This is a genomic window from Streptomyces sp. NPDC033270 (genome assembly GCF_055576575.1).
In genome coordinates, this window is sequence record NZ_JBVIRA010000013.1 from 123,917 (window position 1) to 149,043 (window position 25,127).

Genomic DNA, 25,127 nt, shown 5'->3' on the forward strand with positions numbered 1-25,127 from the left:
GATATGGCAGGAATTTGGTGCCGGCCGTCACCGCTGTCACTTCTTCCGGCCGCCGCCGGCTGCGAGCGTGGTCCGTACGTGATCGACCACCGCCGCGGGAGTCAGCCGCAGGCGGCGAACAAGGAGTTGTGCCATGAACGCCCTGAATACGCCTCACCCGGCCGTCACCGTCATCGGTTTGGGCCAGATGGGCTCGGCGCTGGCCGGCGCGCTGCTGGAGGCCGGCCACCCCACCACGGTGTGGAACCGCTCGGCACACAAGGCCGAACCGCTGGTCGCCCGGGGCGCCCGGTTGGCCGCGACGCCCGAGGAGGCCCTGGCGGCGGGCTCGCTCATCATCGCCTGCGTGCTGGACTACGAGGCGCTGCACACCGTCCTCGATCCCCTCGCCGGCTCCCTCGCCGGCAAGGTCCTGGTGAACCTCACCTCCGGCTCCCCGGAGCAGGCCCACGACGCGACGGCATGGGCCCGGTCGCACGGTGCCGACTACCTCGACGGCGCGATCATGACGACCCCGCCGGGCGTCGGAAGCCCGGAGATGATGTTCCTCTACAGCGGTTCCGACGCCGTCTTCGAAGCCCATCGGCCGACCCTCGCGGCCCTGGGAGACCCGCTGTACCTGGGCACCGACCCCGGTCTGGCCTCCCTCTACGACTCCGCCCTGCTCGGCCTGATGTGGTCCACCATGACCGGCTGGCTGCACGGCACCGCCCTGGTCGGCGCGGAGCAGACGCCGGCCACCGCCTTCACTCCCCTGGCAGTCCGCTGGCTGACGGCCGTGGCCGGCTTCCTGACCACGTACGCGCCTCAGGTGGACGCCGGCCGCTACCCCGGCGACGACGCCACCGTCGACGTACAGATCGCGGCCATCGACCACCTCATCCACGCGGCTGCGATACGCGGCATCGACAACGCCCTGCCGGACCTGCTGAAGGCGACCATGGAGCGTGCCAAGGCCGCCGGCCACGGCCAGGCCAGCTACGCGAGCGTGATCGAGGTGCTGAGGGGAGCCTGAGGCAGGGGGCCTGAGGCAGGGGGTCTGAGCAGTGGTGGAGCGGCGGGCTGTCGGCGCGGTCGGGCGCGCCGACAGCGCGCGCGAACCCTAGGTAACCGACTGCCGCACGGTAGGTGATCCCCGGGGCCTGCCACAGCGGGTATTGCAATGCACGAAGTCGAGGAGAATACTGAATATTCCTGGCTGGGAAGGCCCCGGAAACGCGCTGCGTGTGGACAAAGATGCCGCACGCAGCGTTTGTATTGCGCCCGCGACCACACAATGCGTGGACTGGACAACTTGGCAGGACCCGGGCCACCGTGACACCCGATGACATTCGAGGGCCACTTGAGAGAACCCCGGTTCACTGAGTGAACGAGGGTTCTCGTAGCGTCACTACCGATAGCTACCTGTTGCGGCCTTACTGCACACCGACCCCGTGACGCCTATGGTGTTTGCTTTTGCTTTCACCGTCGACGGCCGAAGTCAGTATGCCGCCGCATCAGATCGCACACCGATACGGGATATGAGGAACAGGCTCGGTGTCATCGAAGCCCGCGTCTCGCGGCAACTTACGAGGCCAGCCCTTATATGGGGGACCAGCCTCGAAGTTATCTCGTGAGTTCGCTAGAAACGGCCTCCGCGGCCGAATCCGCGTCCTCCTCGACCGTAGCCGCGTCCACGGCCACGTCCACGACCACGTCCGCGGCCGAAGCGACGTCCGCGACCGTAACCGCGTCCGTAGCCGTCATCCCAACCGCCGCAGTCGTCCCTGTGCCTGAGAGGGAGTACGTTGCGGAAGCTCATATGTGCCTCCTTGGGTCTCTGATGAATGGTCCAGCCCTCTCCAGTTGGACCACCTCCCACGGTACGCCGGGTCGCAAACCGAAATCAAACGCAAGACTGCTGAAACTTCACGTAAATTCAGGCAATTTCGTATACGCAAAGTGGCCGCCGGTCGCTCTCTGAATTCCCGCCACTCGCCCTTCCCTCGAGCCCAACAGATTCAGGCCAATCCACCGGCCCGTTGACCTCAGGTCCATCGCGAGTGGCGCCTGCCATAGCCGGTGTTGCCCGCGTCATCCGCTGCGGCGTCAGATCCGATACGCCGTCAAAGCTGCTCATGGAATCGGGTGTCGAGTTCCCTGAGGACTTCCACCACCCGGCCGGGGGGTACCCCTACCTCGAGCTGGGTGGGTAGCACGATCGTCCCGCGCGGTCGCTTTCAGAGATGCTGGGCCCACAAGCCGGTGATTGCCCAATGAATCCATAGGAGTTGGCTCGTGCGTGAGCAGGCATGGCAGAAGTTACGTTCGTCCGGGCGGCGGAGTGGTCCGCGCAGAACGGTGCCGGCCGCGGCCGTAGTGGCCGTCGGCGTCATGACGATGGGCGCCTTGGTCCCGCCCGCGGCGTCTGCCGCCGCCAGGCCGAACTCCGTCCAGCAGGGCCTCGACGCGCTGGTGCACACCGACGGCGTGCCCGCCGCGCTGGCGAGCGTCGAAGACCGTGCGGGCCGCACCCGTACCTACACCGCAGGGGTCGGCGACCTGGCCACCGGTGCGAAGGTGCCCAGGGACGGTCAGGTGCGCATCGGCAGCAACACCAAGACGTTCACCGCAGTGGTCGTGCTGCAACTGGTCAGTGAAGGGAAGATCGGCCTGGACGCCCCGGTCGACACCTTCCTGCCCGGCCTCGTCCGCGGGGACGGGATCGACGGACGCCGCATCACCGTCCGCCAACTACTCCAGCACACCAGCGGACTTCCCAACTACAGCGAGTACCTCGACGACGACATCCGCTACTACGACCCCCGCGAACTCCTCGACCTCGCTCTCCAGCACAAGGCCGACTTCGCCCCCGGCACGAAATGGGCCTACAGCAACACGAACTACGTGGTAACCGGCCTGATCGTGCAGAAGGTCAGCGGCCGCCCCCTCGCCGAGGAGATCGACCGACGCGTCATCAAACGCATCGGCCTGCGCCAGACGTACTTCCCCACCCCCGGCGAGGTGGCGATACGGGAGCGCCATCCCAAGGGCTACTACCAGGATTCGGCAGGCGCGCCTCTGGTCGACGCCACGGAATGGGACCCTTCCTGGGCCTGGGCCGCGGGCCAGATGGTGTCCACGACCTCCGACCTGAACCGGTTCTTCACCGCGCTGTTGGGCGGCCGCCTCCTGCCGAAGGCTCAGCTTGACCAGATGCGCACCACCGTCCCCGCCGGCTACCCCTTTCCCCCCGGTGCCCGTTACGGACTGGGAATCGTGAGCACGCCGCTGTCGTGCGGCGGTGTGTACTGGGGCCACGGCGGCAGCATGACGGGGTACGAAACCCGGGGCGGCGCCACCGACGACGGCCGCGCCGCCAACGTCGCCGTGACCATGCAGCCGAGCCGGACGACCAAGGAACGCATGGACGGTGTCCTGGAAACATCTCTGTGCCGCTGAACCGCCACGTCCACGGGCGTGTTCGGCAGGTCGCCTACGGCTCCCACCCCCCACTCCACACAGTCGCTATCGGAACGGTTCAGCCGGGCGTCTTCAGCGGAAGGCGGCACCGTTCTCTGATGCCCACTGCTGGAACGGTCTGGCCGGGGAGCCGGTGACGCGGGGAACGGTGTCGCGCACCTTCAGCAGTGCGCATACGTCCGCCCCCGGCGGCCGGGCTCGGTCAGCGCCGCGCAGGCCACCGCCGCTATGTCCGCGGGGTGGATGGCCGGAAGCCCGATGTCCGCATACGGCGCCCGGACCACGCCCTGCTCGTGAATCGACTGCGCCCACCACAGGTGCGCCCGGTCGTCCGAGGCGCGGCCCCGAGAGGCCTCGCAGGGCACCGTCACGCCGGCTGGGCTGTCGCCTGTCAGTGGTGTGTGCGAAGGTTCGGCACATGGTTACGACACCGGACGGACGCCGCATTCCGCCGCCGCAGGCGGATGAACGCACCATGCTGGAAGCCTGGTTGGACTTCCACCGTGCCACTCTCGCCCTCAAGTGCGCGGGACTCGACGATCGGCAGGTGCGCCTCTCCTCGGTGGCGCCGTCCTCGATGACGCTGCTGGGGCTGGTCCAGCACATGGCGGAGGTGGAACGCAACTGGTTCCAGCGGGTGTTCGCCGGGGAGGACATATCCGTGGTGTTCAAGGAAGGCAAGGGAGACGGCTTTGCGCTCGACCCTGACCGAGGGCTGGACGAGGTGCTGGCCACCTGGCGGGAGGCAGTCGCGCGCAGCCGCGCGCTGACCGCCGACGCTTCACTGGACGACTCCGGCCGGCTCTCCGAGTACGAGGCCGGCCATCTCGGCAGCCAAGAGGTCTCACTGCGCTGGATCCTGGTCCACATGATCGAGGAGTATGCGCGCCATAACGGCCATGCGGATCTGCTCCGGGAAAGCATCGACGGTGTCACGGGGGCATAAGGCAGTCATGAGTCGGCCCATCGTCGTACGTAGCCGCCGCGCCGTCCTGCTCGTTGCCGCGCTTCTCGGCCTGTCGCTCGCCGTCCCGTCCGGGCCGCTGGCGCACGCCGTGGACCCGCCGGACCGTTCGGCGGCGTCATCCGCCGACGCCTACTGGACTGCCCAGCGGATGGCGGCCGCCGAACCGGCCGTCGCCGCGCGGAGCGCGCGGGCGCCGCATCGGGCCGGGGGCACCGCGCCACCGAGCCACCCGTTCGACGGCCTCCCCCAGGTGGGAACGTTCTTCTGGACCGACGCGCACAACACCGGCCGGTTCTGCGGCGGAACGGTGGTCCGCAGCCCGCACCGCGACCTCGTGGTCACCGCCGGACACTGCCTGCGCTCCCCCGACCCCAAGCGCCGGCTGTCGTTCGTGCCGCAGTACCACGACGGGCTGAAGCCGCACGGTGTCTACCCCGTCGACCGCGTCTACCTGGACCAGCGGTACTACGACCTCGGCACCGACGCCGGTGCCCGCTGGGACTACGCCGTCGTCCGGCTCCTGCCGCGCGAGGACGGCGCCGAGGTGGAGGACGTGACCGGCGGCTTCGACCTCGTGCCGTACCCGGGATACGACCATCGGCGCGTACGGCTCATCGGCTACCCCGGCAACAGCGACACCACCCACCCCAAGCCGCTGGACTGCACCTCGTCCACGCATCGGTACACCAGTGCCGACCCGGCCGCCCCCGGCGATTTCCTGGAGATCGCCTGCGCCGGCTATATCGGCGGCACGTCGGGCGGACCGTTCCTGGTGAGGAACTTCACCGGTTACGCCCTGATCGGTGTCATCGGCGGGTACCACACCGGCGGCGACTTCCCCGACGTCTCCTACAGCTCGTATTTCACCCTCGACACCCTGGCGCTCTACCTGCACGCGGTGCGGGGCGACGCACCCGCGGAGCCACGCCGGTGAACTTCAGGGCCAGGGCAATGGCCAAGGCCACGGCCAGGACCAGGACCAGGACCCAAGGAATACGACGGCACGGTGTTTGACACGTCATCATCCGCCGGCATTTCCGGACACGACGATTTCCCCTGTTAATGTCGGCGTCGAGGGAAGGCCGGTTGTCCACCAGTTCCGCAAGGGAAGGGCACGTCCGTTGGTGCCGTCGTTTCTCGCCGCCGTACTGAACCGCCTCTTCAGAAATGAGGCATGGCGCCGACTTCACGCCCAGGCGGCGTTCTGGGTCACCTTGCTCATGACCGCGGTGCTGCTCGGTGGTGCCGCTCTGGTCGTCGTCGCCGAATCCGGTGCCCCGCACGCCAATATCACGTCATATCCGCGGGCGTTGTGGTGGTCGGTGGAGACGGCGACCACCGTGGGCTACGGGGATTTCTACCCGGTGACACTGTGGGGCCGCGTCCTTGCGACCCTGTTGATGCTGAGCGCCATTACGGCATTCGGCGTGATCACGGCCGCTCTCGCCACCTGGTTCGTCGGCCGCGCGGAGCAGGACGTGGTCCGCTTCGGTAGGGCGGTCGGGAATCACGCCCACGAGGAAGCGGAGGCGTTCCGTTCGGAGCTGCGCTCGCTGCACGCGCGTTTCGACCACGTCGAGAATCTGATCAGGGACGGCGGTCCGCGCTCCCCCTCCTGAACGGCGGCTGTCGCACCTCTGTGTTCGTGCGGTTCTTTGTATGCCTAAAGTGGAGCCATGCCCGATTCTGACGACGTCCGCCGCATCGCCCTCTCCCTGCCGGAAACGGTGGAGAAGGAAGCCTGGGAGATGCCCACGTTCCGGGTCGCCGGGAAGATGTTCATCACCATCCCCGACGATGAGACGTCATTCGCCGTGCGCTGCCCGATCCATGAGCGTCGGGAGCTGATCGCAGCGGAACCGAAGAAATTCTGGGTACCGCCGCACGAAGCCGGCTCCTCATGGGTGCGGGTTCGGCTGGCCGAGCTGGAGGACATGGACGAACTGCGGGACATCCTCGTGGACTCCTGGCGGCAGGCCGCTCCGACCCGGCTGTTGGACGCTTTCCCCGCATCTCCCCCGTCGGACTGACCCGCGCTCACCCGTGGTGGCGGCGCAGGTCGCTCCAGTCCAGGGCCTGGGACGCCTTCAGCTGGGAGCGCTCCGCTTCCTCACGGGTCTCGGCGAGGACATCGCCGTGCTCCTGGACGAGCTCCTCGTAGATGGGCGTGGCGTTGGAAGCGTGCATCGCGCTGTTCATGTCGGTGATCCCTTTCCCGTTGTGTCGATGGATGCGGCTCAGCAGGTTTCGCCGCCCCGGGATGAAGGGAGCACCTCAGTTGTCAGCTGAACTCTTGGTGCGCAAAGGGAGGTTGTCCCTACTCATGCGCCGCTCCCCCGTGCGGCGCGGGACATCCTGTCATGGGCGTGGCGAGCACGCAAAAGATCATCCCAATGCCTGAGACCGTTGAGGGGTGTTGATGGATGTTGATAGGCGTTGATGAGTATTGATGACCGTTGTCGGTTGAACGCACGGTTTGGATACCGCCCTATGCGGCATTTCCCCCCTTGGATCGCCAATGCATCGGCATGCCGCATGACACACCATTCGCCCCTCAATTCGACGCACGACCGGTGAGGGCCGGCGGTCGATCCACGCTCGGCTCGGCATAGAGGCCGTCCGACTCCTTCCAGTCGGGGTCCGTCGCGCAGGGGGCCGAACTGCCGCCGTTGAGGCGCCGCCGGTCCGCTTCCCAGGTGAGGGCGAGGGTGTAGCCGCCGTCCCGTTCCGCTTTCAGGGTCCGCTCGTGGCGTTGCTCTCCGTCCCCGAACTGCGTGATACGCCAGCCGGTGCCGGTGAGGTGGTCACGGAGTCTGCGCAGGGCGCCGGCCCCCGCGCGTGGGACCACTCTTCCCACCGACCAACGGTGGTAGAGCCGGTATGCGCCCGCTTCGGGTTGGTCGGCGATGCTCTCCAGGCCGTCCGGATAGCAGAAATCCGAGTCAAGGGTGTTCTCGTCGCCCTTGCGCATGTCGTAGACGTTCGGTTCGAGAGTGCGGTCGAGGCCGAGGGCCGCGAAGGCGCCCTTGGAGTAGTCCGTGACGCGGTGTGCCATGGTTTCCGGCTTGACGTCGGGGAAATCGGCGGGGGTGGCGCGCTCGATGGAGAAGGTGAGGAACACCCCTCCGACCACCAGGACCGGCAGCAGTACGGCCACCGCGCAGCCGATCCCCCCTGCCTTGAGTGCCGCACCGGACCTCGTCTTGCTCTCGATCATGCACGGGACACTACGGGCGCGGAGCGGCCGCCCGAATCCGCTCAGCTGCCTAGGGCCTGTCCGATGGGTCAGGGTCGGAGAGGCCGCGGCATCTGGTGCGGTGCATCGCAAGGCGCCGGAGCGTCTCGATAGCGGAGCTCTCGGGACGTTTCGGCAACGCCGCGAGGTGCCGTGCCAGACGCCGCGGACCCGGCCCTGACCCATCGGACAGGCCCTAGGCGCCCTGAGTAGCCGAACGGAGTGCGGAGGACTCTGCGGTCGGCATCCACAGCGGCCGCCACGCCCTCTCAGGTCTGGCGACAGCGCTGGCCGTCTCGCCGAACAGCCCGCCCTGTTCGGCGAGTTCAGCGGGGCGACTGTCCGTTTCCGGCACGTTCCTCGTCGGCCGGCCGGCCACGGAGGAACTCCAGGACGGCATCGGTCTGGCCGAGGATCGCGTGCCCGACCTCCGGCAGGACGTTCACGGTCGCGTGCGGGACGCACCGTCGCATACGCCGGGCGGTGCCCTCGGAGTCGAACATGGCATCGCGGCCACCGACCGTCACCAGTACAGGCATGGTCAGGCGCCGCAGCGCCTCGTCGGAGAACCGGGGCAGCCGCTCCGTACGCGGCTTGAAGTGCGTGAAGGTCAGCGCCACGGAGTCGAGGACGTCCCGGAGCGCCGGCGACTCCAGGCCGGCCATGGACGCGACCGACCGGCGCACCCCCGAGCGTCCCCATGGGTGCAGCAGGGCCCTGACCAGCCAGCCCGTCTTCTGCCGCCCCAGGCCACCGGGGCACAGCAGGGCCAGCCGCGTCACCCGCTCCGGCCAGCGGGTGGCGTAGTCCAGCGCCACCCAGCCGCCGAGGGACGTCGCGACGACCGAGGCACTCGTGATCCCCAGCCCCGCCAGCACATCGTCCAGCCACAGCGCGCAGGCGTCGGAGGCGAGCGGCGGACGGGACGGCGCGCTGAGTCCCGGCTCGCCTATGAGGTCGATGGCATAGGTGCGGAAGTGCCGTGCCCAGGAAGCGATGTCGTCCCGCCACATCATCGCGTTCGCCCCCGAGCCGTGGAGCAGCAGCACGGGCGGCGCGTCCTGCGGGCCGGAGACGACGACGAAGGTCTCGCCCTCACGGGTCGGCACCCGCACCTGCTCGGCGGGGACCGGCCAGCCGCCCAGCCCCTCCTGATAGTGCCGCTGGATCTCCCGCTCGCCGGCCTCGGACTTGTAGATCGTGCTCATGACGCGAGTACCCCTTCCATGTAGGTGAACAGCCAGGCGGTGTCGGCCAGGCCGCCCAGGACGATGACCTTCATCCGCGCCCGCTGCTTGTCGTAGACCGTCTCGATCCGCACCTGCGCGTCGCCCGGGCGGCGGGTGGCCGCCGAGGCCGTCAGCAGGGTGGTCAGCCGGTCGGCTGTCGCGGGGTCGATGGCGTCGATCTCCACGATGCTCGACACCTCGGTGTGCCGCGGCCGCTCAGCCGCGTCGTTCAGGGGTTCGGGCACCGGGCGGCCGGTGAACGCCTCCAGGTCCTCCTGTGCGATCCGGTACTGCTTGCCGATGCGGACCGCGGCGAGGCGCCCGTCGCGCACGTAGTTGCGGACGGTGCGTACGTGCAGGCCCAGCCGTTCGGCGACTTGCTCCACGGAGTACAGACGATCACTCATGAAAATACCCTAACTTCCTCTCAATGAGGAAACAATAGGGAAGTTTAAGGAATCTGACGGTGTGACAGTGGGTCGGGGCGGCCGGTGAAGCGGAGACCTGCCGGCGGGAGGGCGGGAAACCGGCAGCAGAGCTCCGGCGGCGGGCGTGCGGACATCGACGAGGCTAGGCATCCAAGTGCCGGTTCGCCGGGACCCGCTGCGCCGCTCGGGGGACCGTGCGGCTCGGCGCCACCGGGGGTGGGCACCGACTGTCGATACTGGCCGGATGCCGGGAATCGCTGGGGCAGGTGTGCTGGTGGTGGGGGCCGGATGAGCGCGCGGGAGGTGGCCGTCACAGGGTTGGGGCTGGTCACGCCCGCGGGCGTGGGGGTGGCGGCGACATGGCAGGGCGTGCTCGGCGGGTCGTCGACCGCGGTGTGCGATCCGGCGCTCGACGGCCTGCCGGTGGACTTCTGCTGCCGGGTGCCCGGCTTCGACGCGGACCGGCGCCTGGGACGGCGGCTGTCCTGGCGGCTGGACCGATGTGCCGCGATGGCGCTGGTGGCGGCCCGCGAGGCGGTGGCGGATGCCGGTCTCGGCGCGGGGAGCTGGGATCCGGTGCGGGTGGGTGTCGTGCTGGGCGTCGGCACGGCGAGCATGGAGCGCTACGAGGAGGAGTTCGCCAAGATCTCCGGCGGGCGGGCCACCGAGATCTCACCGTTGGCCATTCCGCGCAGTGTGCCGAACATGGTCGCCGGCGAGGTGGGGATGGACCTACGGGTGCGCGGGCCGAATCTGACGGTCAGTACGGCGTGCGCCTCAGGGGCGACGGCTCTGGGTACCGCCCGGCAACTGCTGCTCGCCGATGCCTGCGATGTCGTGGTGGCGGGCGGCAGCGAATCACTGTGCAGCCGCATCCCGGCGGCGTGCTTCCATCAGATGGGTGCGCTCTCGCGCCGCGGCGACGATCCCGCGGCCGCCTCCCGCCCCTTCGACGCCGACCGGGACGGGTTCGTCCTGGGCGAGGGCGCCGGGGTGCTGGTCCTGGAGCGGCTGGAGCACGCGCGGGCCCGGGGCTCCCGCATCCGGTCCTACCTGGCGGGTTACGGAGCGTCCTGCGACGCGTATCACTTCACCTCGCCGCATCCGGAGGGGCGGGGGGCGGCAGAGGCGCTGGCGGTCGCTCTGGACGATGCCGGGATGGAGCCGGGGGACATCGCGCACGTCAACGCCCATGGCACGGCCACGGTGTTGAACGACCGTGCCGAGGCGTCGGCGCTGCGCCAGGTGTTCCGCCGCCCGCCACCGGTGACCGCGGTGAAGGGGACGCTGGGGCATTCGGCCGGCGGCGCGGGAGCGATCGAGGCGGCCTGCACGGTGCTGTCCCTGGAGGATCAGGTGGTCCCCCCGACGGCGAATCTGCACCACCTGGATCCGGAGATCGAGCTGGATGTGGTCAGCAAGGCGCCGCGGCCGGTACGGATGACGGCCGCGGTGAGCAACGCGTTCGGCTTCGGGGGACAGAACGCGGTACTGGTGCTGCGCTCGGCACCCTGACGTGGAGCAGGGCGGCGGCCGGAGGCGCCGGCAGCGGTCCGCCACGGTGAGTTCACGCGAATGCGCGCCTTTTCGCCCGTGCGCCGGTGCGCCCGCCTTCCGACGCTCCGACATACTGCAATGTACGGCGCATAAATCGGAAAATCATCCGTTGCGCGAGTGTGGTGGTGTGTGGCTCGGCGGAGCTGCCGGACCGCGGCCGGCACACGGTCGAAGGAGTGATGCGTTGATCACGGTCACCGGTGCCACCGGTTTCCTCGGAGCCCATCTGCTCGCCGGGCTGCTCCGCAGGGACGACCGCCCCATCAGCGCCCTGGTACGGGATGATCCGGGCGCGGCCCGGGAGCGGTTGCTGCGGGCGGTGCGCAGTACGGGTACCCGGTGTGAGGCCGCCGACTTCCACCGGCGGGTCACCCCCGTACGGATCGAGCTGGCCGCGCCCCGGCTCGGCCTGTCCGCCGAGGACCACCGCGCGCTGGCCCGGCGGACGCAGGAGCTGTGGCACTGCGCCGCGGACACCAGCCCGATGGGCCCGGCCGCGGCACTGCGCCGGACCAACGTGGCGGGCACGGAGCACGTACTGCAGTTGCTGGACGCCGGTGAGCGCGGCGCGCGGCTGTTCCACATCAGTACCGCGTTCGTCGCCGGTGAGCGGCGCGAGGGGACCGTGTTCGAGGGCACGCTGGAAGAGGGACGGTACGGGTTCGCCACCTCGTACGAGGAGTCCAAGTTCCGTGCCGAGGCGCTGGTGCGTGGCTGGGCGCGGGACCGGGGCCGGCCGGTGGTGGTGATGCGGCCGGGTGTGCTGGTGACGGACCGGCCCGCCGAGCCGGGCGAACCTCGCCACTGGTTGGCGGTCCAGGCCGCGCGGGCCGGTGTCCTCGGGCGGCAGAACCCCTCGCACGTGCTGCGGGCGACCGGCCTGTCCCCCGAGGACATCAGCCTCCCCTATACGGCGCGGATGCCGGGCCGGCCCGATGCCGTGGTCAATCTGCTGCAGGTGGACTGGGCGGCGGCCGCGATGCTGCGGTGTGCCGACGCCCGCCTCCCGGGGCGGTCACGGCCGGCGGGCGGGCCCTGTGACCAAGGGGGCCTGGTGGCGACGTACCACCTGACGCACCCTCACGACTATCCGGTCCAGGAGCTGCTGCGGATCGCCCTGGAGCCGTGCGACTGGCTCGACTTCGCGCTGGATCCGGATCTCGCGATGGAGGAGGTCCGGCCGCTGGAGCGGTTCCTCATGCGACTCGCCGCCGGGCTGACGCCGTACTGGTGGGCCCGGCGCCGCTACGACCGCACTCGTCTGGACGCGGCCACGACAGGTCTGGAGCCGCCGGCGGAACTGTCGGCGCAGTATCTGCGGTCGGGGATGGCGGCGCCCGCGCCACTGTCCTGTTCATCTGCCGGCGCTGTACCCGCCGGCGCGGCAAGGAAGGGAGCCATGACGGCTCATGTCCGAACTCGCGTCTGACCCCGTATCCGATGTCGTGTCTGATCCCGTGTCCGACCCCACGTCCGCCCTCGGGTCCGGTGCCGGTGCCAGTGCCGGTGCCGGTGCCGCTACCGAGATCGGCTCCGGTTCCGGTGCCTATACCGAGATCTGTACGGTCCTGACGGAGACCTTCGGCGTCGAGCCGGATGCCCTTCGGCCGAGCGCGACGTTCGAGGCGCTCGACCTCGACTCGCTCGCACTCCTGGAGTTCACCCTGGTGATGGGCGAGCGACTCGGCGTGAGCGGCGCGGAGGCCGATCTGCGTCCGGCCATGACGCTCCGGGAGGCAGGCGCCTTCGTCGAGTCGCTGCGACCGCAGGCCTGCCACGGCCCGCGTCACCCGAGGTGACGGGCGGCGTTCCGGTCCATGGCCGTGGGCTCTGTAGTTGACGGCTGCTCGCCGGCGGTGCCCTCCGGGGCGGCGGTCCGTCCTGGGCGTGAACGGGTACGGGCGGGCGCCCACCAGTTGGCGCGCCCGGCGAGGCGCATCACGGACGGTACGAGCACACCGCGTACCACCGTGGCATCGACAACCACGGCCAGCGCGAGGCCGAACCCCAGCTCCTTCAGCAGCAGCACCCCTGAGGAGGCGAGCGCGCCCATGGCCACCGCCACGGCGAGCGCGGCCGCGGTGAACACCCGGCCCGTCCGGGCGATGCCGTGCACGACCGAGGCGGTGGTGTCTCCGGTGGCCCGCCAGTGCTCCTGGATACGGGAGAGCAGAAACAGCTCGTAGTCCACGGAGAGGGCGAACGCCACACTGAACAACAGCAGCGGAATGGTCATGTCCAGCGTGCCGGTGGTGGCGAAGTCACCCAGCAGCCACCGCAGATGACCGTCCTGGAAGACGAAGACGATGCCGCCGAGGGCCGCGGTGAGGCTCAGGGCGGCCACCGCGACGACCTTCAGCGGGATGAGGACGCTGCGGGTGAAGAAGTACACCACCGCCATGGTTCCCGCGGCGATCAGCGCCACGGCGAGCGGCAGCCTGCTCAGCAGCGCGCTGCGGGCATCGACGACCTGCGCGGCCCAGCCGGCCAGGTGCGCGGGGCCGGGTGACGGCAGCGCGCGGACCGCGCGCACCACGTCGGCCGCGCGCTCCGACTGGGGATCCGGCGTCATCGTCAGCGTCACCACGGTCCCGGGCACCCCTCTGCCGGGCGAGGCCGCGGGGAGCGGGGTTCGGACTCGCGGTGCCGCTGCCCCTGCCGCCCCGGCCGGGCGTGCCCAGGCAGCCCTTTCGCCGTCCGCGTAGTGTCCCGTCACCGTCGCCGCGCTGCGCACACCGGGCAGCGCGGACAGCCTCCTGCCGTAGGTGTCCAGCTCCGCCCGGCCGGCGACCGGATCGGCCCGCGGAAGCACCACGGCCAGCGAACGCTCCCCGGAAGTCCGCCACTCCCGGCGAATGAGCTCCCCCGTCGTGCGGGCCTCGGCGCCGCCGGACAGGATCCGCTCGTCGGCAAGCCCCAGACGGGCGTGCCCGAACGGCAGCACCAGCACCGCCAGCAGCACCAGGCAACCCGCTCCCCACCACAGCGGGCGTCGGGTGACCGCCGTGGCCACCGCATGCCACAGCGGACTGGCCGCGCCGATCGTCGGCGCCCTGACCCACCGCAGCCGCCCGAACGGATCCAGCGACGCGACCCGCGGCCCCCAGCACGCCAGTACGGCCGGCAGCACGACCACCGCGGTCAGCGCCGCCAGCAAGGCCACCGCCATCCCCGCGTACGCCATCGAGCGCAGGAAGGCGAAGGGGAACACCAGCAGCGCGGCCAGGGCGGCGGTCACCGTACCGGCCGACACCGCGACCGTACGGCCGGCCGTCGCCACGGTGGCCCGCGCGGCCTCCGGCGGTGCCAGGCCCCGCGCCCGCTCCTCGCGGAACCGCGCGACGATGAACAGCGCGTAGTCCACCGCGAGTCCGAAGCCCAGCGCCCCGATGAGGTTGACGGCGAACACCGAGACGTCCGTGACGGCGGTGAGCACCCGCAGCACCGCCAGCGCGCCGACCGCCGACAGCCCGCCCACCACGACCGGCAGCAGCGCCGCCACCAGTGACCGGAATGCCACGGTCAGGATCGCAAAGGTCAGCGGGGCCGCAATCAGCTCCGCCCGCACCAGGTCGGTACGCGCCTGCTCGGTGGACTGCGCCAGGCTCCAGGCGGGCCCGCCGGCCCGGATCTCGAAGGGGCCGCCCCGTTGGGTGTAGCGCGGCACCAACCGCTGCGCCGTGCGGGCGGTGGTGGTCTCGCTGCCGTCCAGATCGATCTGTACGAGGGCGGAGCGGCCATCGGCCGAAGGCGGCGCCTCAGCCGCGGCGGTCCAGTAGGAGCGCACCCGGGACACTCCCCGCTCGGCGGCCAGCCGCTCCGTGATACGGCGTCCCGCCTCCTCTGCCGTCGGGCTGTCGAGCGAGAGCCGGGCGGACTTCAGTCGGAGTACCAGGAGCAGTTCCGGCCGGTCGGTCCCGTAGCGAGCGGCCCAGGTCTCGGCCCGCGCGGACGGCGTCCCCGACGCGGCGAACCCCCCGACGGAGAGCCGCTCGCCCAGTCCCCACGCCACCCAGCCGAACAGCACGCACAGCATCCCGGCCGTGATCAGCACCCGCCGCGGATACCGCACACCCCAGTCGCCGAACGAGCGCTCCGGCCGCCGACCGCCGTCGCCTCCGCCGCATTCCCTCCGCATCTGAACCATGTTCCGGCCACACCCCGGACGGGGGGACATGACGCGCCGTCAGGAGTCGACTGGCTCGGTACGGCATGGGGCAAACGGGCGGGCCACGACGACGCGCCGCGGCCTGCGCCCTGGCAGACTCCCCTGCCAGAATCAACAAGTCGACCCGTTCGCCAATTCACCAGATCGCCAGATCGCCGGTTCACCAATGCACTGTCCACCGGTCCAAGAGGAGGAACCTTCGTGGGAGAGGCGCTGTACGTGCGTTTTCAGGGGACCACACGCAGTCCGCACGGACACTTCCCCGGCATCTTCGCCCTCGCCAACGGCCTCGCCCGCGAAGGCAGGCTCACCGACGCGCAGTACCGGTTCTGGCGCGCAAGCAACGACTGGTACGACACCCACTACACCAATCCCTCCGACGTCGATCCCACCGTCTACGACCGCGATCTCCACCCAGGGGCGGTGGCCTGGTTCAAGGCCACCGCCGTGCACCTCCTCGAACGGGTGGAGGGCTACCTCGACCTGCTCGCCCAGCATGAAGTGCCGTGCGAGCGGATCGAGTCCACCGACCCGGGGCGAATCATCTACGAGGACGACGAGCAGGTCGTGGTGGTGCCTGTCACCCCGCTCCCCGGTCACCCCGCAGCAGCGCCTCGCCCAGCGACCTGAGGGTGTGGTGCACGCTCGCGCCCGTGCGGTTGGCGGGCGGGTGGCTTCAGTGCGCGATGCCGTCGATCAGCTCGCGGGCGCCCTGCCGCAGCAGGGTGACCGCCACGGACGTGCCGAGCGTCTCCGGGGTGAGCGGTCCGGCCCATTCGTGCGCGTTGAGGACCGTCTTGCCGTCCGGGGTGAACACGCAGGCCCGCAGGGAGAGTTCACCGCGCCGGTCGGTGGTGGCGTAGCCGGCGATCGGGCTGTTGCAGTGGCCTTGCAGGACGTGCAGCAGCATGCGCTCGGCGGTGGTCTCCTGGTGTGTCCGGGGGTGGCCCAGACCGCTCACGGCATCGATGGTTTCGGTGTCGCCCTCGCGGCACTGGAGCGCCAGTACGCCCGCGCCGACGGGCGGGCACATCTCGTCCACGGACAGGATCTGGGTGATCACATCCGTACGGCCGATGCGCTCCAGCCCGGAGACCGCCAGCAGCAGCGCGTCGGCGTCGCCGGCCGCGAGCTTCTCCATGCGGCGGTTGGCGTTGCCGCGCATCGGCACACACTGCAGGTGCGGGTGGGACGCGGCGAGCTGGGCGATCCGGCGGACCGACGAGGTGCCGATCCGGGTGCCCGCGGGAAGCTCGTCGAGGGTGCGTCCGCCCGGGTGGATCAGCGCGTCACGGACGTCGTCGCGCTTCAGGAAGGCGGCGAAGGTCGTGCCGGCCGGCAGCGGGCGGTCGCCGGGGATGTCCTTGACGCAGTGCACCGCGAGGTCCGCCTCACCGGCCAGGAGGGCGGCGTCGACCTCTTTGGTGAACGCCCCCTTGCCCTCGACCTGGGAGAGCGCGCCCATCCAGCGGTCGCCGGTCGTCTTGACCGGGATGACCTCGGTGGCGATGCCGGGGTGGAGCGCGCCGAGTTCGGCGCGGACGCGCTCCACCTGGGCCAGGGCCATCGGCGAGTCGCGGGAGACGATGCGGATCAGTTCAGGGGCGGACATGCGCCCACGATAGACCGTCAGGTCCACGCCACGGTCACCAGCAGGCCCCCGCGCCTGACCAGTTGGCGACGGGAGGTACGGGGACGCCGATCGGGCCCGTCCGCCCCTGATCCACCGGACCGGATCTGGTTCCGGGCCCTTGCGCCGACTGGGTGAGCGGGTATCAGGCCGGGGCCGCCGAGTGCGGCGGGCGGCGTCCCGGCCAGCGCGGCTGCCGGTCGTCCTCAGTGCCTCGCCCACGGGTGCCGCAGCCGGATCCAGACGTCCCTGGCCCGCCGCCCCGCTTCGGTACGGCTCCTGGCGACCAGTTGGTGCGCCTGCTCCTCGGTCTCCACCATCGGGCCGGAGCCACGCAGCGGTCTGCCCGCCGTCTCGTGGAGGAAGAGGGTCGCGATCAGCCCGATGACCCCGGCGGCCATCAGGTAGTAGGCGGGGACCATGTCGCTGCCGGTGGCCTGCACCAGCGCGGACACGAACAACGGCGTCGTACCGCCGAAGAGCGAAACCGAGATGTTGAAGGAGATGGACAGCGCTCCGTAGCGCAGCCGGGTCGGGAACAGCGCCGGCAGCGTGGAGGCGGAGGTGCCGGCGAAGCACACCAGCAAGAGCCCCAGGATCAGGCATCCGAAGGCCGGCGCCAGGATGCCGCCGACGCGGATGAGGAGCACCGCGGGCACCGCGAGGGCGATCAGCGCGGCGCTGCCCGCCATGAAGACGGGCCGACGGCCCCACCGGTCGGAGGAGCGGCCCACGGTGGTGATGGTGAGCGCCACGACGATCATGGTGCCGAGTACGAGCAGCTGGGCGGTGAGGGCGTCCTCGCCGAGGGTCTCGGTCATGAACGTCGGCAGGTACGACGTCACCATGTAGTTGGTGACGTTGTAGAGCAGCACCAGGCCCATACAGATCAGCACCGCCTGCCAGTGCCGGGTGAAGATCTCCTTCAGCCGGCCCCGGCCGGACTGCCGGGCCTCCTCCACCGGGTCCTCGCCGCCCGCGGCACGGGCCTCGTCCGCATCGTGGTGGGCCTGCTCCGCCTCACGCTGGAAGGCCGGGGTCTCCTCCAGTCGCAGTCGCATGTACAGGCCGATCAGCCCCAGCGGTCCGGCGACCAGGAACGGCAGCCGCCATCCCCAGGCCACCAGGCCGTCGTCGCCGAGCACGGCCGTGAGGACGGTCACCAGTCCGGAGCCGAGCGAGTAGCCGACGAAGGTGCCGAAGTCGAGCCAGCTGCCGAGGAACCCGCGCCGGGTGTCCGGTGCGTATTCGGCGATGTATGTGGTCGCTCCGGCGTATTCGCCACCGGTGGAGAAGCCCTGCACCAGACGGCAGATCAGCAGCAGAATCGGTGCGGCGAAGCCGATGGTGTTGTAAGAGGGCAGGAATCCGACGGCGAAGGTGCTGACCGCCATCATGATCATGGTGGCGGCGAGCACGCGCTGGCGTCCGATACGGTCGCCGAGCGGCCCGAATACCAGGCCACCGAGCGGCCGGACGAGAAACGCCGCCGCGAATGTGGCGAACGTCGAGACCACCTGGGCACCGGGGGAGCTCGACGGAAAGAACACTTTGCCCAAGGTGCCCGCCAAATAGGCGTAGACCCCGAAGTCGAACCACTCCATGGTGTTGCCCAGCGCCGCCGCCGACACCGCTCTGCGCACCGCGGGTCGGTCGGTGACCGTCACGTCCTCGGCGCTCAGCGGCTGCTTGCGGCGGCGCAGCAGGATGCGGAGCATGCGATCGGTGGCGACGGTACCCCCACGCGAGGGATTCCGGCCCTTTCGCGGATTCGACGGTCTCCGGCCTCCGGCGCTCATTTCATCCCGTCAGCAGAGCGGATGCGGTACCGCATGAAATGCGGTGTCAGCGATGGCTCATTATTCCCCGCGTATTCCGTATCGGGAGAAGGAACGGGGTGCCGCGTGTCGTCGTCTCCAGGTCATCTCCCTTCAGGTCGTCCCCTTCCGGCGGTATGACGATGCCCAGACCGGCGGGGCGGGCGCCGGCCTGGGCTTGTCCGGTGACACCTGTGCGGAATGGCGGGATGGCCGCCGGGTGCGAAACGGACGTGTGTCAGGCGTGTCTGTACGAGGAGAGGTGGGCGAAGACCACCACGTTGTCGACGTAGTCCTTGACCTTCCTGTCGTATGCACCACCGCAGGTGATCACCCTGAGCAGGGCGCTCGGAGAGTCGGCGTAGACCCGGTCGTTGGGGAACCGTGCCTTGTTGAAGGTCTCGACGGAGTCGACCTTGAAGGTTGCGATCACGCCGTCCTCGCGGGTGATGTTGATCGCGCTGCCGGGCTTGAGCGATTCGAGTTGCATGAACACCGCCGGTCCGGTCTTGGTGTCCACGTGTCCGGCGATGATCGACGAGCCGCGCTCACCCGGCGTCGCACCGTCCTTGAACCAGCCCACGAGGTTCCGGTTTCCCGCGGGCGGTGCGTCGAGCTGGCCGGTCGGACCGATGGTCAGCTGCGTGAAGGGCGCGTCGACGGCGATCGCCGGAATCGTCACCCGCTTCGGCAGGGAGCGGGGCAGAGCCAGGCCGGCGGGCTGATCGGCGGGGGCGGCCGCCCTGGGCGAGGCGGAGGCGGCGACGGCGGTGGGGGACTGCGGCTTGGGGTCTGCCGAGGTGTCCACGGAGTTGTAGACGAGGAGGGAGCCCAGCAGGAACGCCGCCGCGGACCACAGCAAGCCCCGGCCCACGGGACGGGTCGCGGAGACGGCGGTGCGGGGTGGGTTCGTGTTCGGCTGGGGCGGCGACTGCTGGGCGGTCATGTGAGGGTGCCTTTCGTGAACGGGGCGGCGGCGAGGCGTGAAGGGGAAGCGGAACGCAATCGCCGCGGCCACCGTCCACGAGGAACGGTGGCCGCGACGGCGCAGCGGCCTCCGTACGGGGCAGCCTTGTCAGGCCGCCGCGGAGCCCGAGGCGTTACGACGGCGCAGCATGTAGGCACCGGCACCAAGACCACCGAGCATCAGCACCGAGCCGGCTGCCAGGCCACTGTTGGTCGCCAGGCCACCGCCACCGGTGTGGATGCCACCGCGCGGCTTGCGGTGGTCGCCGTAGCCGCCTCGACCGTGGTCGCCGTAGCCACCCCGGCCGTGGTCGCCGTAGCCACCCCGGTCGTGGTCGCGCCCGTAGCCGCCCCGGTCGTGGTCGCCGTAGCCGCCGTGGTCACGGCCGCCGTCGCGCCCGTGGTCCCGGCCGCCGCCACGGCCGTGGTCGTCGTCATCCCAGTCGTTGACCACGGTCTTGGCCAGGAAGCCACCGCCGGTGTGCACCCCACCGCTCGGACGGTGCCGGTGGCAGTAGCGACCGTAGTCACGGTCGTGGTCGCGCCCGTAGCCACGGCCGTAGTCACGATCGCCATCGCGGCCACCGTCGCGGCCGTTGTCACGACCGTTGTCGTGGCCGCCGTCACGACCCTTGTCGCGACCGTTGTCCCGGCCATTGTCACGGCCCTTGTCGCGACCGTTGTCCCGGCCATTGTCACGACCGTTGTCACGACCCTTGTCGCGACCGTTATCCCGGCCATTGTCACGACCACCATCGCGGCCGTGGTCACGACCGTAGTCGCGGCAGTTCCTGTCGTGGCCGCGGTCGCGGTCACGGTCGCGGTCACGGTCGTGGTCGCTGGAGGAGGAACCACCCGCGGCGTTGTCCTCCATGATCATGGCATTTGCGGCTGGAGCAGAGATTGCAAGGACCGCCGTGATGGCGGCCGAAGCGAACAGTGTGCGAGCAGTGCGCATGAGGACATGTTCCTTTCGGCACGACTGCGAAGGCTGACTGTTTGTCGGCGCATCGGAATCGCAGTAGCGACGTGATCACCGTCAGCCGAATCGGGGTCTCGCACCACCGGAGAACGTCGCATTCGGGGGAGCCCCTGGGCTCTTCGGGTGGCGGAAGGCAGCAGATTCACCCGTTGGATGGCGCGCGTCGTCGGCGTGTCGCGCTACGAGTGGGCTAAAGGGGCTCCAGCCCCCTTCCGAGGCGGGGCGATGCACGCCGAACGACCGCTCCGCACGGCCCCCCTCCGCGACACGCCGAGGCCTTTGCCGCCGCGCCCCACCACGTTCGGCACGGTCCCGCGGACGCCGACGGCACGCGGCTGGGAGGCGCTCCCGTACGGGTGAGGGGCGGCATGGGGGTCGGCCGCGGTCGACATGGGGCGGCGATCGCGGGTCGCCTGGGGCCGGCATCGGGTCGGCATCGGGTCGGCATCGGGGCAGCCTGGAAACCCGCCGACCTCGGCCAACCGAGAGGGCGGGTCCGATGCCCGTCGAGCGTCGCGCGAACGGATCGCGAACTCCGGTAAAAAAATGCCCTTTTGGCGAAGCATCAGCCGGCACACGCTCACTCAACTGATACCCAATCAGCTTCCTTCGGCGAAGGGAACCATCAGCCTGAGAACTCCCAAAATGCCTTTACCGAAGGGCAATTGGGAAGACACGGCGACGACCGCTTCCGCCCTCCCCCGCCCCGTCCCCCACACCTCCTCAAAGGAAAGCCATTCGTCACCCGAATTGCGGAATTCCTACGACTGACCGGACGCGTCCGCATGCCGCGGCCCTCGGTGCTTCCCAAGAAACACCGAGGGCCGCTGTTTCGCCCCGCCGCTCAGGTGGCGCTGTCCCTGAGCGCCTTCTCCACGATCGCCTCCAGCCGGGAGTGGTGAGCGCCGCGCCAGTAGACACGGCCGCACGAGGTGCACTGCGCGAAGACGTCGTACGTACGCTGGGTGCCGTGCTCGAGCTGCTCGCGGACCGAGTCCTTGTCGGCATCGGCCAGCCGGCCGTTGCAGGCGGTGCAGCGCGTCCATGGGGCGAGGATGGGGGCGAAGCGCTCCAGTACGTCCCGGAGTTGGTCATCGGGCCGGTCGCTGTAGACGAACGCGCCCGCCCAGATCTCCCGCCGGCGCAGCAGCCCCCGGTCCCGGGAGAGCAGCACCCGCCGTTCCTTCGCCGACAGCGCGGCCAGCGCCGCATCGCCGGGGTCCTCGTTCGTGTACGTCGCGTCCACGCCGAGCAGCCGCAGCCTGCGCGCGAGCGTGCCGAGGTGGACGTCGAGCAGGAACCGAAGCGGCGCGCCGGGGACCCGCTGCGGACGCTCGACGCCGTACACCTCGATGCTCTCGCCCGCGCCGGGGATGTGGGAGGCGGACACCTCGGCGCCGTCCACGACAAACCGCCCGACCTCGGTGAGGGGGACCCCCAGCGACTCCACGACATGGCCGAGTGTCGATGACCCGTCGGTCACCACGGGCGTACGGGCGGCGCGGTGCTCTGCCGCAACGAAAAGGTGCAGCTCAGGGGCGAAGCTGAGGTGGATTACGGGTCCGTTCACGCCGGCCAGCATGTCATCGCCCGGCCCGGGGCGGCCAGTGGATTCCCGCCCGTCACAAGCGGCGGGGCAGGCCCTCGGGCGTCCCGCGGCCCGTTGCCCGGGGACCGCTGCCGGTCGAAGATCCGTCGCATCGGATCTGGCTACGTACGGACCGTAGCGGTCCGCGCCCCGGTTTGTGCACGGTGGAGCAGGCCCCACTCCCCCATCGCCCCTAGCCTCGCTGCCACCACATCACCACCATCACCATCACCACGAGGGGCGGTACCGGTGAACTGGCTCATCCACGACTACCGCGAGAAGGATCTCGCCGAAGTGGTCCACCTGATCGACTCCACCGCCGAGCTCGGCCAGGAGTCCGTCTTCTCGCTCGCCGAGTGCATCAGCGCGCTGACCTCGCGGCAGCCCGCCGTGGTGGCCGTCCACCAGGGTGCCCCCATCGGGGCCGCGCTCGCGTGTGTGGCGGGTGAGCGGGGCTGGGTGATGCGGATCGCGATCTCGTCGGCGTGGCGCGGCCGGGGGCTGGCGAGCGCGCTGCTGGTCGAGCTGGAGCGGCGGCTGATCGCCGCCCGGGTCAGCCGCATCGCCTACGTACTGCCGGAGGAGGACCTGCTCGGAGAGGGCCTGCTCAACGCGGGCTATACGCGCCAGCCGGCGGTGGCCTACTTCGAGAAGGTCGAACCGCACCACGGGCCCGCGGCGAGTCTCCTGGAGGACCTCGGCGGGCGGTTCCTGCCGGCCGATCTGTGGGCCAAGGTGGCCGGCATGGAAGCGGAGAAGGACCTGATCGAACGGCGGGTCGTGCTGCCGCTGGCGGAGCCGGAGCGGGCCGCCCGGCACGGGGTCCGGCCGCCGCGGGCGATCGCCCTGTTCGGCCCCCCGGGGACCGGGAAGACCACCTTCGCGCGGGGCATCGCGGCCAGGCTCGGCTGGCCGTTCGTCGAGCTGCTCCCGTCCCGGCTGGCCGATGAGGGCAATCTCGCGGCGGCGCTGCGCAGCGCGTTCGCCCGGATCGCGGAGCTGGAGCGGGTGCTCGTCTTCATCGACGAGGTCGAGGAGATCGCGCCGGTCCGCCACGAGCCCGCGCAGCCGGGCGGACTGCACGGCGTGACCAACGAGCTGCTCAAGCTGATACCCGGCTTCCGGGAGCGGGACGAGCGGCTGCTGGTGTGCGCGACCAACTCGATCCGCTCGCTGGACCCGGCGTTCCTGCGCCCCGGCCGGTTCGACTACCTGATCCCGATCGGTACGCCGGACACGGCGGCCCGCTCCGCGATCTGGTCCCGGTACACGGACGGCCGGGCCGATGTGGATGTGGCGGCGCTGGTGGCGGCCAGCGAGCTGTTCACCCCGGCCGACATCGAACACGCCGCCCGGGTGGCGGCCCAGGCCTCGTTCGAGCGGGACCTGGAGGCGGTCGGCGTCGGCTCGGCCGTACACGGGCGGCTCGGCGCGAGCACCGAGGACTATCTCGCCGCCATCGCCGAGTGCCGGCCGACCGTCACCCCCGCGATGATCGACGAGTTCAGCACGGACATCACCGCCCACGCCCGCTGTTGAACGAGCGACGCCCCGCCACTCCCGACACGACGGGCTCGGGCCCGCCGTTCGTCCTGTCGCCGCGCCTCCGGACGGCACCACGACCGCATATGGCACGACGGCCGCGTCCGTACGCCGACCACATCCGGTACGCCGACCGCGTCCAGTACGGCGACCGCATCCGACGCGACGACAGGACGACGGCCGCGCACTGCGTGCGGAGGACATGGCGCGATGCGGCTCCTCCGCCGGGCGGATGCTGATGCCACCTGGTGTACGTACGGTGCTGAAGAGAGCCGGGCGACGGATTTCGCCGGAATTCGAGAGAGCGGGCAGGCAAGGCATGCGGGACATCGTCGATCTGGGCGCCTTCGGTACGGACTTCACCGCGGACCCATATAAGTACTACGCCAAGCTGCGCGCCCAGGGGCCGGTGCACCGTGTGCGGGTCCCTGATGGGCCGGAGGCGTGGCTGGTCGTCGGACACGAGGCGGTCAGGGCCGCGCTGACCGACCCCCGCATCAGCAAGAGCTGGCGCCGGTCCGGCCTGCTGGGCGAGGCGGGCGAGGAATCGGCACTGTTCACGAACATGCTGGACGCGGACCCACCGCAGCACACCCGGCTGCGGAAGCTGGTGGCGAAGGAGTTCACGCCCCGCCGTGTGGAGGCGCTCCGACCGCGGGTGCAGCAGATCACCGATGAGCCGCTCGATGCGATGCTCGCCGCGCCGGACGGCCGTGCCGATCTCGTGGCGGCGCTCGCCTTCCCGTTGCCGATGACCGTCATCTGCGAGCTCATCGGCGTGCCCACCATCGACCGGGAGGCGTTTCGCCGCTGGTCGAACGAGCTGGTCGCGCCGACGGGTGAGCAGGCGGTGCAGGCGGCGAGTCTCGCGATGTCCGAGTACCTCGTCGATCTCATCGAAGCCACGCGCAACAGCCCCGGCGACGGCCTGCTCAGTGCGCTGATCCGCACCAGCGACGAGGACGGCGACCAGCTCTCCCGCGAGGAGGTGGTCGGCACGGCGTTCCTGCTGCTGGTCGCCGGCCATGAGACGACCGTGAGCCTGCTGTCCAACGGCGTGCGCGCCCTGCTGCAGCACCCCGCCCAACTGGCCGCCCTCCGGGCCGACTACTCGCTCCTCGACAACGCCGTGGAGGAGATGCTCCGCTACGACGGCCCGGTGGCCACGGCCACTTGGCGCTTCACCGCGGAGCCGGTCGACATCGCCGGTACCCGGATCCCCGCCGGCGAGAACGTACTGGTCGCCCTGGCCTCCGCCTCCCGGGACCGCGAACGTTTCGCGGCCGCCGACGACTTCGACATCACCCGCGACGCCCGCGGCCACGCCGCCTTCGGCCACGGCATCCACTTCTGCCTCGGAGCCCCGCTGGCCCGTCTGGAGGCACGTATCGCCATCCGGTCCCTCCTGGAGCGTTGCCCCGACCTCGCGCTGGACACCGACCTCGCCGCCCTGACCTGGCGCGCCGGGATGCTCATCCGGGGAACGGAGCAGTTGCCGGTGCGCTGGAAGGCGTAGGCAGGGGGCCGCCGCCCCCACTGGCGGCGGCCACGCTCCT

At 70.4% G+C, this 25,127-nt stretch carries 23 protein-coding genes and 1 pseudogene; 13 read left to right on the forward strand and 11 right to left on the reverse strand.

Annotated elements, in window-relative coordinates:
• Positions 1–133 precede the first annotated feature (133 nt).
• Both ACZ5XZ_RS19755 and ACZ5XZ_RS19760 read left to right on the forward strand, forming a co-directional pair.
• The gene (locus tag ACZ5XZ_RS19755; RefSeq protein WP_468979650.1) at positions 134–1,015 is read left to right on the forward strand and encodes an NAD(P)-dependent oxidoreductase; all 882 of its coding nucleotides are present in this window, start codon (positions 134–136) and stop codon (positions 1,013–1,015) included.
• A gap of 1,262 nt (positions 1,016–2,277) precedes the next feature.
• A complete protein-coding gene (locus ACZ5XZ_RS19760) occupies positions 2,278–3,441 on the forward strand; it encodes a serine hydrolase domain-containing protein (protein WP_468979652.1) in 1,164 nt (387 codons plus the stop codon).
• 93 nt (positions 3,442–3,534) lie between these two features.
• Here the strand turns inward: ACZ5XZ_RS19760 and ACZ5XZ_RS19765 are convergent.
• Positions 3,535–3,779 (reverse strand): annotated as a pseudogene (locus tag ACZ5XZ_RS19765) (hypothetical protein); the annotation flags it as partial.
• A gap of 101 nt (positions 3,780–3,880) precedes the next feature.
• Between ACZ5XZ_RS19765 and ACZ5XZ_RS19770 the strand changes: the two are divergent.
• The 4 genes from ACZ5XZ_RS19770 (at position 3,881) to ACZ5XZ_RS19785 (ending at position 6,459) form a co-directional block, all read left to right on the forward strand.
• Entirely contained in the window at positions 3,881–4,408 is a 528-nt protein-coding gene (locus ACZ5XZ_RS19770) for a DinB family protein (RefSeq protein WP_468979654.1), read from the forward strand.
• 7 nt (positions 4,409–4,415) lie between these two features.
• Complete coding sequence (locus ACZ5XZ_RS19775; RefSeq protein WP_468979655.1) at positions 4,416–5,363, forward strand: trypsin-like serine peptidase; 948 nt, start codon at positions 4,416–4,418, stop codon at positions 5,361–5,363.
• Positions 5,364–5,550: 187 nt separating this feature from the next.
• Positions 5,551–6,048, forward strand: coding sequence for a potassium channel family protein (locus ACZ5XZ_RS19780; protein ID WP_468979657.1), 498 nt, complete (start codon positions 5,551–5,553; stop codon positions 6,046–6,048).
• 57 nt (positions 6,049–6,105) lie between these two features.
• Complete coding sequence (locus tag ACZ5XZ_RS19785) at positions 6,106–6,459, forward strand: MmcQ/YjbR family DNA-binding protein (protein WP_468979659.1); 354 nt, start codon at positions 6,106–6,108, stop codon at positions 6,457–6,459.
• Between the two features lie 7 nt (positions 6,460–6,466).
• Here the strand turns inward: ACZ5XZ_RS19785 and ACZ5XZ_RS19790 are convergent, their stop codons facing one another.
• The 4 genes from ACZ5XZ_RS19790 to ACZ5XZ_RS19805 form a co-directional block, all read right to left on the reverse strand.
• Positions 6,467–6,628: a hypothetical protein gene (locus ACZ5XZ_RS19790; protein WP_468979662.1), complete on the reverse strand. Its 162-nt coding sequence runs from the start codon at positions 6,626–6,628 to the stop codon at positions 6,467–6,469.
• Positions 6,629–6,983: 355 nt separating this feature from the next.
• The gene (locus ACZ5XZ_RS19795; protein WP_468979664.1) at positions 6,984–7,646 is read right to left on the reverse strand and encodes a hypothetical protein; all 663 of its coding nucleotides are present in this window, start codon (positions 7,644–7,646) and stop codon (positions 6,984–6,986) included.
• Positions 7,647–7,990: 344 nt separating this feature from the next.
• Entirely contained in the window at positions 7,991–8,872 is an 882-nt protein-coding gene (locus tag ACZ5XZ_RS19800) for an alpha/beta fold hydrolase (protein ID WP_468979666.1), read from the reverse strand.
• Positions 8,869–9,300 carry a helix-turn-helix domain-containing protein gene (locus tag ACZ5XZ_RS19805; RefSeq protein ID WP_468979669.1) on the reverse strand — a complete coding sequence of 144 codons (432 nt, stop codon included), beginning with the start codon at positions 9,298–9,300 and terminating at the stop codon, positions 8,869–8,871. The genes ACZ5XZ_RS19800 and ACZ5XZ_RS19805 overlap by 4 nt, the downstream gene beginning before the upstream one ends.
• 309 nt (positions 9,301–9,609) lie before the next feature.
• Here ACZ5XZ_RS19805 and ACZ5XZ_RS19810 point away from each other — a divergent pair, with 309 nt between their 5' ends.
• The 3 genes from ACZ5XZ_RS19810 to ACZ5XZ_RS19820 all read left to right on the forward strand — a co-directional run bounded on the left by ACZ5XZ_RS19810 (position 9,610) and on the right by ACZ5XZ_RS19820 (position 12,677).
• Positions 9,610–10,836: a beta-ketoacyl-[acyl-carrier-protein] synthase family protein gene (locus ACZ5XZ_RS19810; protein ID WP_468979671.1), complete on the forward strand. Its 1,227-nt coding sequence runs from the start codon at positions 9,610–9,612 to the stop codon at positions 10,834–10,836.
• Positions 10,837–11,062: 226 nt separating this feature from the next.
• A complete protein-coding gene (locus ACZ5XZ_RS19815) occupies positions 11,063–12,307 on the forward strand; it encodes an SDR family oxidoreductase (RefSeq protein WP_468979673.1) in 1,245 nt (414 codons plus the stop codon).
• Between the two features lie 28 nt (positions 12,308–12,335).
• On the forward strand, positions 12,336–12,677 hold the full coding sequence (locus ACZ5XZ_RS19820; protein ID WP_468979675.1) for a phosphopantetheine-binding protein: 342 nt from the start codon (positions 12,336–12,338) through the stop codon (positions 12,675–12,677).
• Here the strand turns inward: ACZ5XZ_RS19820 and ACZ5XZ_RS19825 are convergent.
• Positions 12,665–15,016, reverse strand: coding sequence for an MMPL family transporter (locus tag ACZ5XZ_RS19825; protein ID WP_468979677.1), 2,352 nt, complete (start codon positions 15,014–15,016; stop codon positions 12,665–12,667). The genes ACZ5XZ_RS19820 and ACZ5XZ_RS19825 overlap by 13 nt on opposite strands.
• 231 nt (positions 15,017–15,247) lie before the next feature.
• Here ACZ5XZ_RS19825 and ACZ5XZ_RS19830 point away from each other — a divergent pair, with 231 nt between their 5' ends.
• A complete protein-coding gene (locus ACZ5XZ_RS19830; protein ID WP_468979679.1) occupies positions 15,248–15,676 on the forward strand; it encodes a hypothetical protein in 429 nt (142 codons plus the stop codon).
• A 46-nt stretch (positions 15,677–15,722) separates the two neighbouring features.
• On the opposite strand, the gene hemC is transcribed toward ACZ5XZ_RS19830, so the two are convergent.
• The 4 genes from hemC to ACZ5XZ_RS19850 all read right to left on the reverse strand — a co-directional run bounded on the left by hemC (position 15,723) and on the right by ACZ5XZ_RS19850 (position 19,946).
• Positions 15,723–16,658: a hydroxymethylbilane synthase gene (hemC, locus tag ACZ5XZ_RS19835; RefSeq protein WP_468979680.1), complete on the reverse strand. Its 936-nt coding sequence runs from the start codon at positions 16,656–16,658 to the stop codon at positions 15,723–15,725.
• Positions 16,659–16,882: 224 nt separating this feature from the next.
• Positions 16,883–18,394, reverse strand: coding sequence for a glycine betaine/L-proline transporter ProP (proP, locus tag ACZ5XZ_RS19840; protein WP_468979681.1), 1,512 nt, complete (start codon positions 18,392–18,394; stop codon positions 16,883–16,885).
• A gap of 337 nt (positions 18,395–18,731) precedes the next feature.
• Entirely contained in the window at positions 18,732–19,439 is a 708-nt protein-coding gene (locus ACZ5XZ_RS19845) for a class F sortase (RefSeq protein ID WP_468979684.1), read from the reverse strand.
• A gap of 129 nt (positions 19,440–19,568) precedes the next feature.
• Complete coding sequence (locus ACZ5XZ_RS19850) at positions 19,569–19,946, reverse strand: hypothetical protein (RefSeq protein ID WP_468979686.1); 378 nt, start codon at positions 19,944–19,946, stop codon at positions 19,569–19,571.
• A 21-nt stretch (positions 19,947–19,967) separates the two neighbouring features.
• Here ACZ5XZ_RS19850 and ACZ5XZ_RS19855 point away from each other — a divergent pair, with 21 nt between their 5' ends.
• Entirely contained in the window at positions 19,968–20,492 is a 525-nt protein-coding gene (locus ACZ5XZ_RS19855; protein WP_468979688.1) for a hypothetical protein, read from the forward strand.
• 793 nt (positions 20,493–21,285) lie between these two features.
• Here the strand turns inward: ACZ5XZ_RS19855 and ACZ5XZ_RS19860 are convergent.
• Positions 21,286–22,011, reverse strand: coding sequence for a Mut7-C RNAse domain-containing protein (locus tag ACZ5XZ_RS19860; protein WP_468979689.1), 726 nt, complete (start codon positions 22,009–22,011; stop codon positions 21,286–21,288).
• Between the two features lie 267 nt (positions 22,012–22,278).
• On the opposite strand from ACZ5XZ_RS19860, the gene ACZ5XZ_RS19865 reads away from it, so the two are divergent.
• Positions 22,279–23,568 carry an ATP-binding protein gene (locus ACZ5XZ_RS19865; protein ID WP_468979692.1) on the forward strand — a complete coding sequence of 430 codons (1,290 nt, stop codon included), beginning with the start codon at positions 22,279–22,281 and terminating at the stop codon, positions 23,566–23,568.
• Positions 23,569–23,890: 322 nt separating this feature from the next.
• Positions 23,891–25,087 (forward strand): cytochrome P450 family protein, encoded by a 1,197-nt coding sequence (locus tag ACZ5XZ_RS19870; protein ID WP_468979694.1) that lies wholly within the window; start codon positions 23,891–23,893, stop codon positions 25,085–25,087.
• The last annotated feature ends 40 nt before the right edge of the window (positions 25,088–25,127 follow it).

Coding starts and splice junctions, on each gene's coding strand:
- ACZ5XZ_RS19805 (WP_468979669.1), bottom strand. CDS start 9,300: ATGAGTGATCGTCTGTACTCCGTGGAGCAAGTCGCCGAACGGCTGGGC.
- proP (WP_468979681.1), bottom strand. CDS start 18,394: ATGCTCCGCATCCTGCTGCGCCGCCGCAAGCAGCCGCTGAGCGCCGAG.
- ACZ5XZ_RS19870 (WP_468979694.1), top strand. CDS start 23,891: ATGCGGGACATCGTCGATCTGGGCGCCTTCGGTACGGACTTCACCGCG.
- ACZ5XZ_RS19810 (WP_468979671.1), top strand. CDS start 9,610: ATGAGCGCGCGGGAGGTGGCCGTCACAGGGTTGGGGCTGGTCACGCCC.
- ACZ5XZ_RS19800 (WP_468979666.1), bottom strand. CDS start 8,872: ATGAGCACGATCTACAAGTCCGAGGCCGGCGAGCGGGAGATCCAGCGG.
- ACZ5XZ_RS19825 (WP_468979677.1), bottom strand. CDS start 15,016: ATGCGGAGGGAATGCGGCGGAGGCGACGGCGGTCGGCGGCCGGAGCGC.
- ACZ5XZ_RS19770 (WP_468979654.1), top strand. CDS start 3,881: ATGGTTACGACACCGGACGGACGCCGCATTCCGCCGCCGCAGGCGGAT.
- ACZ5XZ_RS19790 (WP_468979662.1), bottom strand. CDS start 6,628: ATGAACAGCGCGATGCACGCTTCCAACGCCACGCCCATCTACGAGGAG.
- ACZ5XZ_RS19785 (WP_468979659.1), top strand. CDS start 6,106: ATGCCCGATTCTGACGACGTCCGCCGCATCGCCCTCTCCCTGCCGGAA.
- ACZ5XZ_RS19845 (WP_468979684.1), bottom strand. CDS start 19,439: ATGACCGCCCAGCAGTCGCCGCCCCAGCCGAACACGAACCCACCCCGC.
- ACZ5XZ_RS19755 (WP_468979650.1), top strand. CDS start 134: ATGAACGCCCTGAATACGCCTCACCCGGCCGTCACCGTCATCGGTTTG.
- hemC (WP_468979680.1), bottom strand. CDS start 16,658: ATGTCCGCCCCTGAACTGATCCGCATCGTCTCCCGCGACTCGCCGATG.
- ACZ5XZ_RS19775 (WP_468979655.1), top strand. CDS start 4,416: ATGAGTCGGCCCATCGTCGTACGTAGCCGCCGCGCCGTCCTGCTCGTT.
- ACZ5XZ_RS19795 (WP_468979664.1), bottom strand. CDS start 7,646: ATGATCGAGAGCAAGACGAGGTCCGGTGCGGCACTCAAGGCAGGGGGG.